Origin of the sequence: Streptomyces sp. NPDC047869, assembly GCF_040704065.1 — a bacterium.
Classification (GTDB): Bacteria; Actinomycetota; Actinomycetes; order Streptomycetales; family Streptomycetaceae; genus Streptomyces.
The window spans coordinates 24751-37514 of record NZ_JBEYRK010000004.1 but is presented as its reverse complement, the minus strand read 5'-3'; the positions used below and the strand labels follow the sequence as shown (position 1 = coordinate 37514).

The 12764-nt window shown below is 72.0% G+C and carries 13 protein-coding genes and 2 tRNA genes; 4 read left to right on the top strand and 11 right to left on the bottom strand.

What is annotated here, in order from left to right:
- The first annotated feature begins 107 nt into the window (after positions 1–107).
- Together AB0924_RS07015 and AB0924_RS07010 are read left to right on the top strand one after the other, a co-directional pair.
- Positions 108–1400: a cytochrome b/b6 domain-containing protein gene (locus AB0924_RS07015; protein WP_366910851.1), complete on the top strand. Its 1293-nt coding sequence runs from the start codon at positions 108–110 to the stop codon at positions 1398–1400.
- Complete coding sequence (locus tag AB0924_RS07010; protein ID WP_366910850.1) at positions 1397–3007, top strand: NADH-ubiquinone oxidoreductase-F iron-sulfur binding region domain-containing protein; 1611 nt, start codon at positions 1397–1399, stop codon at positions 3005–3007. Before AB0924_RS07015 ends, AB0924_RS07010 begins: the two co-directional genes overlap by 4 nt.
- 186 nt (positions 3008–3193) lie before the next feature.
- Here AB0924_RS07010 and AB0924_RS07005 read toward each other — a convergent pair.
- A tRNA-Ala gene (locus tag AB0924_RS07005) sits at positions 3194–3266 on the bottom strand.
- Positions 3267–3443: 177 nt separating this feature from the next.
- On the opposite strand from AB0924_RS07005, the gene AB0924_RS07000 reads away from it, so the two are divergent.
- Positions 3444–4610 carry a glycosyltransferase 87 family protein gene (locus AB0924_RS07000; protein WP_358927384.1) on the top strand — a complete coding sequence of 389 codons (1167 nt, stop codon included), beginning with the start codon at positions 3444–3446 and terminating at the stop codon, positions 4608–4610.
- Here AB0924_RS07000 and AB0924_RS06995 read toward each other — a convergent pair.
- From AB0924_RS06995 to AB0924_RS06960, 8 genes are all read right to left on the bottom strand, one after another.
- Complete coding sequence (locus AB0924_RS06995; protein WP_006136074.1) at positions 4589–4822, bottom strand: hypothetical protein; 234 nt, start codon at positions 4820–4822, stop codon at positions 4589–4591. The two genes, AB0924_RS07000 and AB0924_RS06995, sit on opposite strands and share 22 nt — an antisense overlap.
- Before the next feature lie 553 nt (positions 4823–5375).
- A tRNA-Ala gene (locus AB0924_RS06990) sits at positions 5376–5448 on the bottom strand.
- A gap of 130 nt (positions 5449–5578) precedes the next feature.
- Positions 5579–6247, bottom strand: a complete 669-nt coding sequence (locus AB0924_RS06985; RefSeq protein ID WP_358927351.1) for a histidine phosphatase family protein — start codon at positions 6245–6247, stop codon at positions 5579–5581.
- Positions 6244–6690 carry a ribosome silencing factor gene (gene rsfS, locus AB0924_RS06980; protein WP_358927352.1) on the bottom strand — a complete coding sequence of 149 codons (447 nt, stop codon included), beginning with the start codon at positions 6688–6690 and terminating at the stop codon, positions 6244–6246. The genes AB0924_RS06985 and rsfS overlap by 4 nt, the downstream gene beginning before the upstream one ends.
- Before the next feature lie 99 nt (positions 6691–6789).
- Positions 6790–8523 carry a LytR C-terminal domain-containing protein gene (locus tag AB0924_RS06975; RefSeq protein WP_366910849.1) on the bottom strand — a complete coding sequence of 578 codons (1734 nt, stop codon included), beginning with the start codon at positions 8521–8523 and terminating at the stop codon, positions 6790–6792.
- A gap of 16 nt (positions 8524–8539) precedes the next feature.
- Entirely contained in the window at positions 8540–9202 is a 663-nt protein-coding gene (nadD, locus tag AB0924_RS06970) for a nicotinate-nucleotide adenylyltransferase (RefSeq protein WP_358927354.1), read from the bottom strand.
- 56 nt (positions 9203–9258) lie between these two features.
- Complete coding sequence (locus AB0924_RS06965) at positions 9259–9423, bottom strand: hypothetical protein (protein WP_351659421.1); 165 nt, start codon at positions 9421–9423, stop codon at positions 9259–9261.
- Positions 9424–9567: 144 nt separating this feature from the next.
- Complete coding sequence (locus AB0924_RS06960; protein WP_358927355.1) at positions 9568–9732, bottom strand: hypothetical protein; 165 nt, start codon at positions 9730–9732, stop codon at positions 9568–9570.
- Positions 9733–9834: 102 nt separating this feature from the next.
- Here AB0924_RS06960 and AB0924_RS06955 point away from each other — a divergent pair, with 102 nt between their 5' ends.
- The gene (locus AB0924_RS06955; protein WP_366910848.1) at positions 9835–10953 is read left to right on the top strand and encodes a M48 family metallopeptidase; all 1119 of its coding nucleotides are present in this window, start codon (positions 9835–9837) and stop codon (positions 10951–10953) included.
- A gap of 45 nt (positions 10954–10998) precedes the next feature.
- On the opposite strand, the gene AB0924_RS06950 is transcribed toward AB0924_RS06955, so the two are convergent.
- Both AB0924_RS06950 and AB0924_RS06945 read right to left on the bottom strand, forming a co-directional pair.
- Positions 10999–12069, bottom strand: coding sequence for a hypothetical protein (locus AB0924_RS06950; RefSeq protein ID WP_358927357.1), 1071 nt, complete (start codon positions 12067–12069; stop codon positions 10999–11001).
- A 4-nt stretch (positions 12070–12073) separates the two neighbouring features.
- On the bottom strand, positions 12074–12730 hold the full coding sequence (locus AB0924_RS06945; RefSeq protein WP_366910847.1) for a hypothetical protein: 657 nt from the start codon (positions 12728–12730) through the stop codon (positions 12074–12076).
- Positions 12731–12764 lie beyond the last annotated feature (34 nt).

Sequence of the window (12764 nt, the reverse complement as noted above, 5' to 3'; positions counted from 1 at the left end):
TGTCCTTTGATAACAACGCAATAACTCAAAGCTCCTACTGATCGGTATGGCGCCACTTAGAGTTCGGCAGCGGGACCGCTTTCCCGGAACTGCTCGGAGTTGCCCCCATGAACCCTCGTCGTAGTAACAGCTCGCTCCCCAAGCCGGGCCGGTCGGCCTATGGGGTGGCGTCCGCCGTCGTCCTGCTGCTCATACCCGTGGTCGTGCTGGTCGGAGGCAGCCAGTTCCAGGAGTTCCTGAACTTCGGAGCGGGCGTGCTGTCCCTGGTCTCGCTGAGCTGTTCGGTGATCTGGGGGCTCTTCGCCCAGGACCGGATCTTCCTGAACACGCGCCAGCGGATCGTCGGCCAGGCGGTGCACCGGACGACCGCGGTCGCCTCCATCGCGTTCCTGCTGCTGCACATCACCACCAAGATCGCGCTGGACCACACCAAGCTGATCGCCGCGATCATCCCGTTCTCGCTCGGCGTCACCGGAAGCGGCGGCCTGATCGGCCTGGGCTCGCTGGCGGGCCTGCTGATGATCTTCGTGGGCGTGACCGGCGCCCTGCGCAGCAACTTCGCCACGCCGGCCCCGGTCGCCGCCCGCTGGCGGGCGATGCACATGCTGGCCTATCCGGCCTGGTGCGCGGCGCTGGTGCACGGGCTCTACGCGGGTCGCCAGGCCAAGCCGGTCTTCGTGATCCTCTACAGCCTGTCTCTGCTCGGCGTGATGGGCGCGCTGGCGCTGCGCTCGGCCCCGCGCCCCGTCAAGCGCAGGGTCGCCGACCGGCTCGTCGCCGTCCTGGGCAGCTCGGAGCGACGGGGGTTCGACGAGCTGGAGGCGAGCCGCTCGCGGGTCACCGAGTCCGCCCGGCCGGGCTTCGAGTCCCGGCGCGAGCCGCGGCCGTCGCCGGACGGCCCGCAGGCCGGTCCCGGGTCCGCGCCCCTGTACCAGACCCCCGCCGCGCCCGCCGCCGAGCCCGCGTCCGGCTTCGCGGCCGCCTATCGCGCGGTGTCCACGCCGGGCCGTCCCCAGCAGCCGTACGCGGCCGACCGGACCGCGCGCATGGATCTGCCGCTGGACCTGCGGGCCACGGAGGCGATGCCTCGCGTGGACGGCCCGTCGAGCACCTCGGGGAGCTGGCCGATCCCGTCCCCGCCGCCGGTCGGCGAGGCCCCGCCGTCGGCGTACGACCCGCTCCAGGACACCGGATACAACATCCCGGCCTATGGCAATCCGGGCACCGGTGGATACGGCGGACGTGACGTGTACGACACCGGTGAGACGAACGCCGCCTACGGGACGTACAACTCGGGTGACACGTTCAACAGCGGTCCCGCCACCGAAACAACCCCCGGCGCGTACGACACGCCGGGTTCGGGCGAACCTTGGAACACGCCTTCCGGAGGCTATAGGTGAACGAGGCCCTGCCCGACGTCCCGGAAGTCCGCGTGGTCGGCCTTCCCCAGCTGACCTCGGGCTTCGACCTTGTGGAGCGGCTCGACCTGCCCATGCACCTGAAGGTGCACGGCCCTCTCGACCCGCTGGGCGGCGAGCAGCTCGCCCAGCTCGCCGAGCGCATCGGCCTCAAGGGCCGCGGCGGCGCGGGCTTCCCGTTCCACAAGAAGCTGCGCTCGGTCGCCGAGTCGGCGATCAAGCGCGGGGTGCGGCCGGTCGTCGTCGTCAACGGCAGTGAGGACGAACCGGCCTGCCGCAAGGACACGGTGCTCATCAACCGTGCCCCGCACCTCATCCTGGACGGTGCCCTGCTGTGCGCCGAGGCGCTCGGCGCCCGCACGCTCGTCATCGGGGTCACCCGGGAGTCCACCCAGCGCTCCATGGAGGCCGCGCTGGCCGAGCGCGGCCTGAGCAACAGCCGCAGGTCGGCACTGCGCGCGTGGGTGCAGCGCAACCCGGTCCGGATGGTCACCGGCGCCGCCGCGTCGCTGATCCGTTCGGTCGACGGCGGCCCGGCCATCCCGCCCGGCCGCAAGATCAGCGCCTCGCAGAGCGGCGTCGGCGGGGCGCCCACGCTGCTGTCCAACGCGGAGACGTTCGCGCAGCTCGCCATCGCCGCCCGCATCGGCCCGGAGCGCTACGGCAACACCGGCCTGTACGACGAGCCGGGCACCGTCATGCTCACCGTCTCCGGAGCGGTCGCCCGGCCGATGGTGCTCGAGGTCCCCACCGGCGTGCCGCTGCGCTACGTCCTCCAGCTGGCCGGCGCCCCGCCGGTGCCGCAGGGCGTGCTGACCGGCGGCTACCACGGCAAGTGGATCGACGCCGCGACCGTCGACGAGGCGATCGTCTCCCGCAACTCGCTGGACGCGGTGGGCGGTTCGCTGGGCGCCGGCGCCATCCTGCCGATCAGCCAGGAGACCTGCCCGCTGGGCGAGTCACTGCGGGTGGCCCAGTGGCTGGCCGAGGAGAGCGCCGGCCAGTGCGGCCCCTGCTACCTGGGACTGCCCGCCGCCGCGCGCGGCTTGGAGGACATCCTGAACGGCGGCGGACCGGCCGCCCTGGAGGCGCTGAAGCAGGTCGCGAAGAACGTGAAGCGGCGCGGGGCGTGTTCGCACCCCGACGGCTCCGCGATGTTCCTGGAGTCGACCATCAAGGCGTTCACCGACGACCTGGCCGCGCACGTCCTCGGGAACGGCTGCGGACGGCCCGTGGAGGGCGTGCTGCCGCTCTTCGAGGGGGGCAGGGCCCCCACGGGCATCCCGGGCGCCGCGGAGCCCGAGGAGACCGGCGGCAGCCGCCAGAAGATCTACGTCGACTGGACGCTGTGCCGGGGCCACGGCCTCTGCGCCGACATCCTCCCCGAGGTCTTCGAACTCGGCGCGGACGGCTTCCCGACGGTGGCACAGGCTCAGGTGCCGCGCTACGCCGAGGCGAAGGCGCTGCGCGCGGTGCGCCGCTGCCCCGCCCTGGCGCTGCGCATCGAGGAGGACACCCGCGGCCAGGCGCCGTCCCGCAACCTGCCCGTCCTCTCCCAGGGCCGGGGCCGGCGGGCCCTCGGCCGCTGACGACACGACCGCGCGCGTAGGGGGCCGTCCGACCGGGCGACCCCCGTCGCGCGCGCCGGAGCACACGCGCGCGTGCGAGCCGAACGCGGTGGCGAACACGTCCGTGACAGGGAACACGGCAGGAAACGTGACAGGAAACACGTCGAAGGCGGATCATCCGTCCGGATGATCCGCCTTCGATTTCTGTGGAGCTAAGGAGAATTGAACTCCTGACCTCCTGCATGCCATGCAGGCGCTCTACCAACTGAGCTATAGCCCCTTGTTTTGTTCCGCCCGGTTTCCCCGGCGGCGACGCCAACATTACACGGTCCCCGGGGTGCAGTACCAAATCGGTTTCCGCTTGGCTCCCATACGGGGGCTAATGTCAGCTTTCGTGACCCTGACAGCGTTCCCCGGAGCCCGGCGCCGTGTGCCGGTGGCGGCGGGCGCCTGCCTGATGTCGTTCACGGCGTTCTTGCTGGCCCAGCGGGCCGCGCACGTGTCGATGATCGACCTGATGGTGTACCGCGCCGAGGGCGCCACCGTCCTCGCGGGCGGTGATCTGTACGCGCTGCGGGCGACCGCCGCGCACCTGCCCACCACCTATCCCCCGTTCGCGGCCCTGCTGTTCACCGCGTTGACGCTGCCGGACACCGCGGTCCTGCGCGCGCTGGCCACGGCCGGGAACCTGGTCCTGCTGCTGGTGTTCGTCCGGCTGTCCCTGAGACTCGCCGGCCACACACGCGTGGAGACCGTCTGGTGGGTCGCGGCGGGGGCCGTCTGGTGCGAACCGGTGTGGACGACCCTGCGCTACGGCCAGGTCAACCTGCTGCTGGCCACGGCGGTGCTGTGGGACCTGACCCGCCGCCCCGCCGGCGGCCACGGCCGCTGGGCCGGTGCGGGGCTCGGGCTCGCCGCCGCGGTGAAGCTGACGCCGGCGCTGTTCCCGGTGTTCCTGCTCACCACGGGGATCGTGGCCCGGCTGCGGGGCGGCGACGGGGAGCCGTGGCTGCGTCACGCGCGCGGGGCGGCCGTCGCGTTCGCCGGTGCCACGCTGCTCGCGGCGGCCGCCCTGCCGTACGACTCGTGGCGGTTCTGGACGGACACGGTGCTCCGCTCGGACCGGGTGGGGCACGCCGAGGACACCGCCAACCAGGCCCTGCGCGGCGTTCTGGCGCGCCTGCTGCACACTCCGGACCCGGGAACCGCCTGGACGGCCTGCGCGGCCGCGGTGGCCGCCGTGGGGCTCACGGTGTCGGTGACGGCGGAGCTGCGCGGGCTGCGGGCCTGGGCGGTGTGCGCCTGCGCGGCCACCGCGCTGCTGGTCAGCCCGGTGTCCTGGACGCACCACTGGGTGTGGTGCGTGCCTCTGGTGCTGCTGCTGTGGGCGCGCGGACACCGGGCGGCGGCCCTGGGCACGGCCCTGGTGTTCTGCTCGTACGCCCCCTGGTGGGTGCCGCACGGCCCGGCTCGGCCCGAACTGCACCAGAGCGGCGCCCAGATGACGCTCTCCGCCCTCTACGCCGGGGCCGCCGCGCTGTTCCTGGCGCTGGCCCGGACCTCGACATCGTTGCCGGTGCGACGGCAGGGGTCAGCGATACGTCAAGCGGTGACGAAGGAGTAGAACCTCTTGAGCGTGCAGTGCTCCTCGAGCAGACGGCCGTAGATCGGCTCGCCCTCCAGCTCGCGGTAGGTCTCGATCGGGTCGCCTTTTATGATCAGCGCCCGCGCGCATTCCTCGCACCAGTACTGGTAGTCGGGGTTGATCGGCTCCATGTCACGGACGATCGGCGTACCACTGCCGCACCAGTCGCACTTTCGCCTGTGTGCACCCATCGATCAGCTCCAGCTGTGGCCGCAGGCCGTGCACACGTAGGAGATTCCGCCATTGTCGCCGAGAACTTGCGCCACATGCCCGGAACCGCAGGAAGGGCAGCTGAGCCGGGTGGTCGTGTCCCGTATCAACGCAGCATCGAGGAGGTGGCCGACCTCCCCAAGGATGCTCGCAGGCATCGCTACTCCTCCCGTCGGGCCGCGCCCCCTTCCGGCCGTTTGATTCTGCCACGGCCGGGCCAATACGGTCAGCGACGCCTCGGTACCGGTCCGGACACGGCGGCCCTTACCGCCGGGCCGGCCGGTGTCCTCGCGCCCCACCGGAAACGCCTCCGTGGAGGTATACGCCCGCGGGACCCCAGGTGACTCAAGCCGGTACGGGACCAGTCTGCCCAACATCGCCCCGCCGGGTCAGCCGGACCAGCCGGTAACGCGAGGACGGGCCGTCCGGAACGAGTCGCGTGGCACAGTCGCCGGAACACAGAGGATCCCGCCCCCCGAGGGGGGACGGGATCCTCATCACCGATCTCTGACAACTCGACAGAGTGTCGATCCGTGGAGCTAAGGAGAATTGAACTCCTGACCTCCTGCATGCCATGCAGGCGCTCTACCAACTGAGCTATAGCCCCTTGTCCCACGCGGCGAGCCGCATGGTGTTTCGCCCCGCTCGGCGGGGCGAACAAGAAGAACTTTAGCCTGTGACCTGCCGGAAAGTGAAATCCGGGCCCCCGGGTGGAGAACCGCGGGCCCGCGGGCCGCTCAGTCGTCGTCGCCGAGGACGGGCTCCGGGAGGGTGCCCGCGTTGTGCTCCAGCAGGCGCCAGCCGCGGGCGCCCTCACCGAGCACGGACCAGCAGCAGTTGGACAGGCCGCCGAGGCTCTCCCAATGCGGGGCCTCAAGGCCGAGGAGCCGGCCGATGGTGGTGCGGATGGTGCCGCCGTGGCTGACCACCACGAGGGTGCCGTCCTCGGGCAGCTTGTCGGCGTGCCGCAGCACGACGGGAGCGGCGCGGTCGGCGACCTCGGTCTCCAGCTCACCGCCGCCGCGGCGGACCGCCTCGCCGCGCTTCCACGCGGCGTACTCCTCGCCGTGGCGGGTGATGATCTCGTCGTGCGTCAGCCCCTGCCAGACGCCCGCGTAGGTCTCGCGCAGGCCCTCGTCACGGGCGACGTCGAGCCCGGTGAGGGCGGCCAGCTCGGCGGCCGTGTCCGCGGCCCGTCGCAGGTCGGAGGAGACGATCGCGTCGGGACCGAGGGAGGCCAGCAGCCGGGCGGCGCGGCGGGCCTGGCCGATGCCGGTCTCGGTCAGTTCGACGTCCGTGCTGCCCTGGAAGCGGCGTTCGACGTTCCACGAGGTCTGGCCGTGCCGCCACAGGATGATGCGGCGGCCCCGGTCCCTGCGGTCGGTCACCTCGCCGGTGGCACTCATCGCCAGTCCCCGTCCGGCTCCTCGGCGGCCTCGGCGGCCTGCAGCTTGGAGTGCTCCTCGGCCTTGCCGCGGGTGGCCTTGGCGTCGGCGGGCAGCTCGAGCTCGGGGCAGTCCTTCCACAGCCGCTCCAGAGCGTAGAAGACCCGCTCCTCGCTGTGCTGGACGTGGACGACGATGTCGACGTAGTCGAGCAGGATCCAGCGGGACTCGCGGTCGCCCTCGCGGCGAACGGGCTTGGCGCCGAGTTCCTTCAGCAGGCGCTCCTCGATCTCGTCGACGATCGCCCGGACCTGGCGGTCGTTCGGCGCTGAGGCCAGCAGGAATGCGTCCGTGATCGACAGCACGTCGCTGACGTCGTAGGCGATGACGTCGTGGGCGAGCTTGTCGGCCGCCGCCTGGGCGGCGGTGTTGATGAGATCGAGGGAACGGTCGGTGGCGGTCACTACGCGGCTTTCGGTCGGCGGTCTGTTGACCTCAAGGGTCTCACGGACCGCCGGGGCACCCCACGCGATTACGCATCACATGGGGTGCCCCGGCCCCGGTCAGGAGGAGGCGGGCCGGTAGTCGCCGCCGAGGACGACCGAGACGTCCGCGCCGGAGGACACGGTGCCCTTGGCCACGGAGCCGGCCGGCAGGCCCAGCGTCTTGGCGACCTCGGCGGCGTCCGCCTTGTGGGCGGCGTCGGCGTAGAGCACCTGGGAGGCGGTCCGGGCGCCGGACGCGGTGCCGCCCTCGAGGAAGGTGAAGCCGCCGTTCAGGAGCACGACGCGGGCCTTCTCGGTGTCGTCCTTCACACCGGTGGCGTTCTGCACGGAGACCCGCACCGCCGATCCCGCTTCGGGGCTCTTGGCGGTGCCGCCGAGGATGTCCTTGACCACGCTGTCGCCGGTCGAGGGGCTCAGGGTGCCGTCGGTCTGCACGGGCAGCAGGGCCGTCCGGTAGTCGCCGCCCTTGGCGAGGTCGGCGAGGCCCGCGAGGAAGGAGCCGAGGTCCTTGTCGGTCAGCGGCGGGTCGAGGATCTGCGCCAGTGTCTGCACGGTGGTGGTGGCGGCCGCCGGCTCGGACGAGAGCTTGCGGAGCACGCCCTGCATGACCTGCCCGAACCGCTCGAGCTGGGCGTTCTGGGCCTCGCCGGACGCGCGGTAGGTGGCGTAGGCGACGGCCATCTTGCCGCTGAGGGTCTGCGCCTTGCCCCGGTGGACCAGCGCGGAGGAACCCTTCTTCTTGGCGTCCGGGTCGGGCACGTCGGTGTCGGTGTCGATGTCGATGTTGCCGACCAGGTCGACGAGGTTCTGCAGGTACGGGGTGTCCAGGCGCCAGGTGCCCTGGATGCTGGTCCCGAGGACGGTGTCGAGCTGGTCGCGGGTGCCGGAGGCGCCGTCGTCGTCCACGGACTTGGCGAGCGTCGTGGTGGAGCCGTCGTCGCCGCTCAGCGCGAGGGAGTTGGGCAGCAGCACGGTGGTGCCCTGCTTGGTGGTGGTGTTGTCGACCAGCAGTGCCGTGGAGGTGCCGGACTTCCCCGTGTTGTGCAGGTGGACGACGATCACGTCGCGCTTCTGGGCGCCCACCGGCGTGGCCGTGCCCGTCCTGGAGCCGGAGGGGGACAGGCCGGGCAGCTTCCCGGCGTGCCAGAGGTAGCCGACGCCGCCCACGGCGACGAGGGCGAGGACGACTACGAGGGCGATGATCCGGCTGCGGGCGCGGCGGCGGGCCTCCTCGCGGCGCTCGGTGCGGTTCTCCGTGAACGCCAGCCAGTCGATGACGTCCTCGGAGTCGCCGTCGGGCTCCTCCACGAAGGCGAACTGCTCACTGCCGCCGTCCGGTTCGCCGGGGACGGGAGGCTCGGCGCTCTCGGGCTGCCGCGGGACGGTGACGCCGCCGGGGCCTGCCTGCTGCGGGATGTAGGCGGTCTGTTCGGCGACCCGGGGCTGCTGCCCGCTGGTCGCCGCCTGCCCGTAGGGGTCGTACGGGGCGGAGGTTCCCTGGGCGCCGGTGCCGTAGACGTCGTACGGGGCCTGGGAGCCGTAGGGGTCGTAGGAGGGCGTGGCGGGCTGCTGCCGGCCGGTGCCGTACGCGTCGTAGGACTGCGGCCGCTGGGGCCCCGTCGCGTACGGGTCGTAGCCGTAGCCCTGCTGGGCGTACGGGTCGTAGGACTGCTGTGGCGCCTGCTGTGCCGGGATCTGCCGGTACACGGGCTGCCCGTACTCGTCGTAGCCGACGAGTTCGTACGGGGCGGCGCCCTGGTCGGCGTCATCCGCGTCGTATCGGTCGTTCACCGGTGCCCCTCTCGGCTCACTCGCCGCGGTACAGCTCGCGCTTGTCGATGTAACGCACGACTCCGTCCGGCACCATGTACCAGATCGGGTCGCCGTTGGCGACTCTCGCGCGGCAGTCCGTCGAGGAGATGGCGAGCGCGGGCACCTCGACGAGCGAGACGCCGCCCTCCGGCAGCCCCTGGTCGGTCAGGTGGTGGCCCGGGCGCGTGACGCCGATGAAGTGGGCCAGGGAGAACAGCTCCTCGGAGTCCCGCCAGGTGAGGATCTGGCCGAGGGCGTCGGCGCCGGTGATGAAGAACAGGTCGGTGTCGGGGTTGAGGGCCCGCAGGTCGCGCAGGGTGTCCACGGTGTAGGTGGGGCCGCCGCGGTCGATGTCGATGCGGCTGACGGAGAACTGCGGGTTCTCGGCGGTGGCGATGACCGTCATCAGGTAGCGGTCCTCGGCCGGGGAGACCTTCCCGTGGGACTTCTGCCACGGCTGGCCGGTGGGCACGAACACCACCTCGTCCAGCTGGAACTGGGCGGCGACCTCGCTGGCCGCCACGAGGTGCCCGTGGTGGATCGGGTCGAACGTTCCGCCCATGACGCCGAGGCGGCGCTTGCCCGTGTGGGCCGGGCCGTTGCCCGGGCGTAGCACCCGGGTGTGCGCCGGGCCGGTGGGCGTGTCCTGCTGTTCCATGCGTGCAGACCCTACCGGCCCGGTCCGAGGGCCCTGGCCGGGGACGGGGTCCCGGTTCAGCGGTCGCGGTTGAAGCGGGTGGTGATCCACAGCAGGAGCAGCAGGATGATCAGCGCTCCGCCGCCGGTGACCGCCGGGTTCAGGCTGTTGTGGTTGCCACCGTGCTCCTCACCCTCGGCGGCGAGGGTGACCAGCTGGGCAGCGGCGAGGTGGAGGCTCATCGGCACGACCTATCGCGTGTGGGCGGGATGAAGATGTCGGCTCATCGTAAGCGGGCGGCCCGGCGGAGATCACCCCGACTCCGTCGTCGCGGCGGACGCGGGGCGTCCCGGGTGCGCCACAAGGCGGGGAACTTCCCCGGCCCGTCAGTCGTCCTTCTGCTTGTAGCCGCGCAGCAGGAGCCATGCGGTCAGTGCGCAGCCGAGGAACATCACGATCAGAACGATCCGGAGCAGATTGCCCGATCCGTGCTGCTGGGCGGCGGTGCCGGCGGCCTCGGTCAGCCAGGTGGCCGGGGGGCGGTACTCCATGACGTGGTCTCCTTCGCTGTACTGCCCGTCCACGGTATCTCCGCCTAGGCTGGCCCCTGCCTCGGGGGCGACAGTGGCACTGACACGCACATGGGGGAAGACATGTCCGACGACGGCCGTGAGCAGACCGGGCACGAGCGCGTGCCGAGCAGGCAGCGCAGGCGCTTCCCGGGGATCTCCTCGCGTGCTTACGAGCATCCGGCCGACCGGTCGGCGCTGGTGGCGCTGCGCAAGCTGAGCGGTTTCGACACCGTCTTCAAGGCGCTCAGCGGGCTGCTGCCGGAGCGGAGCCTGAGGCTGCTGTTCCTGTCCGACTCGGTGCGTGTCTCGGAGCGCCAGTTCGCGCACCTGCACGACATGCTGCTGGACGCCTGCTACATCCTGGACCTGGAGAAGGTCCCGCCGATGTACGTGACGCAGGACCCGCAGCCGAACGCGATGTGCATCGGTCTGGACGAGCCGGTCATCGTGGTCACCACGGGCCTGGTCGAGCTGCTCGACGAGGAGGAGATGCGGGCGGTCGTCGGGCACGAGGTGGGGCACGCCCTGTCCGGTCACTCGGTGTACCGCACGATCCTGCTGTTCCTGACGACGCTGGCCCTGAAGGTCGCCTGGATACCGCTGGGCAACATAGCGATCATGGCGCTCGTGACCGCGCTGCGGGAGTGGTTCCGCAAGTCGGAGCTGTCGGCGGACCGGGCCGGGCTGCTGGCGGGGCAGGATCTGCGGGCCTCCATGCGCGGCCTGATGAAGATGGCGGGCGGCAACCATCTGCACGAGATGAACGTGGACGCGTTCCTGGAGCAGGCCGAGGAGTACGAGGCCGGCGGCGATCTGCGCGACTCGGTGCTGAAGATCCTGAACGTGCTGCCCCGCTCGCACCCCTTCGCCACCATCCGGGCCGCGGAGCTGAAGAAGTGGGCCGAGTCCCGGGACCACCAGCGCCTGATGGACGGCCACTACCCGCGGCGCAGCGAGGACAAGGACGCCTCGGTGAGCGACTCCTTCCGTGAGTCCGCCGCGAGCTACGCCAGCGATGTGAAGACCTCGAAGGACCCGCTGATGAAGCTGGTCACGGACCTCGCGGGCGGCGCCGGCGACTTCGGCGGCCGGGTCCGCCGCGGCTTCGACGGTTTCCGGAGCCCGGCCCCGCCGAAGGACGGCCCGCAGGACGGACCGCGAGGCGGGTCCGAGCGGGACAGCGAGCGGGACGGCGAGTAGCCGGACCACGGCCCCGGGGCCCGGCCGGGAGGTCGGGCCCCGGCGTCAGACCTTGGGCTGGGCCTCGGTGGCCAGCGTGCCGCACAGGGCCGTGGTGCTGTCCGCGGCGTAGGGGTTGGTGCCCGCCGGGCCGCCGCTCCGGGCGGTCTGGCCGGGCAGCAGGGGACGCAGGTAGGAGGTGGCGTCCTCGGCGCAGGACAGCGGGCCCGCCTGGGTGTAGGAGCTTGCCAGCCGGACCTGGCCGACGCGCAGGTCGTCGCGGGTGAACCGGAAGGCCAGCTCGCGGCGGACGGTGAAGAGGGACACGGCCGCGTCGGCGGCGGCGCCGGCCGGGCGCAGGGCGTAGACGAAGATCGCGTCGGCGCTGATCTCCAGGGTGGCCGTGTCGGTCTCGGCGGCCCGCAGGGTGCCCTGGACACGGATGCGGTCGTCGGCCAGGCGTGCGCGGGAGGGGTCGATGCGGACCAGCCAGCCGGTGGGTGCGTGGCGGCCGTCCGCCGCCGGGTGGCCGAAGCCGCGGTCGAACTGGACGAGCTGGTCGGAGTCGAGCAGGGCCTGGACCGGGCGGACCTGGCGGCCGGTGAGCACGTCGGGGTCGAGGGAGGAGCGGACCAGATAGGTCCTGGCGATGCTCAGGGCGTCGGTGACCTGGCTGTCCGAGAAGTGCGCGGTGCCGCGGGAGGCGGGCAGCGGGATTCCCGCGGCGCCGACCTCGAACTGGGCGGCCGGGCTGTGCGCGTACAGGTACTCGGCGTCGGTGGCGCCGGGCACCTTGCCCCGCGGGACCAGCGGGATGACGGTCATCCGCAGGGGCTCGACGGTGCGCCGGGCCTGCGGGGAGCCGTAGGGGTGGCGGACGCCCATGTAGACGGCGGTGCCGAAGGCGACGGCGATCAGCAGGAGGAGGATCAGGGCCTGCCGGGTCAGCCCCCGGCGCAGCGGCGGGCGGCGGCGCACGGCGGGCGCGTGGTCGGTGATGCGCTCCTGTGCGGAGAACTCCTGGAGGCGCGCAGCGCGGACGAACGATTCGTCGAACACGACGGATCGGTACTCGTCCTCGCCACCTGTGGGGCCGCCCTCGGGTGTCCCCTCCGGTGGGTCTCCAGGCCCGCCCATACTTTCAGGGTAGGTTCCGGGGGCCTCCGGTAAACGCACCGCTGTACGACAACTTCTGACAGGTTCTCACCGGAAACGTGCGGCGGCTGTCAGGGGATCGCGGGATCGCCGAGACCACGGGGCGTCCGGTGCCGGCGGGGGCGGAAGGGCGTGCCGCCGCTCCCTGCTCCAGGCCGGTGGAGGCGGGTGACGGCATCCGGTCGCGGGTGCCGGAGGAAGCGCCCCGGTAGACGGCGGCGAAGGCCAGTGCGACCATGCCGACGCCCATCACCAGCGCGAGCACCCAGGCGACGGGCCGGTGCCAGCGGACCTGCTTGCCGTGGGGCCAGAAGGAGCCGCGGTGGTCGCCGTGGGCGTGGTCGTCGTCGAACTCGTCATCGTCCTGATCATGACCGAATCCGGTGCCCTCGAGGCCGTAGCCGTCGTCGTAGCGGTCGCCTCCGGCGCGGGTGCGGCGGCCTTCCGCCTCGGAGGCCTCGGCTCTCGCCCGGGCCGCGGCCAGGAGGCGTTCGACGGCGGTCGGCTCGTGCACCACGGCCGCCTGCACGAAGGCCTCGTCGAATACCACGGAGGCGAACTTTTCGTCCGACACCCCGCGGTCGTGGTCGTCGTCGGGCTCCCAGCCGTCCGAGAACGGCGTGCCCCCCACGTCCTCCGGCACGGATCCAGAGTAGACCTGGGGGGTCAATTTGGGC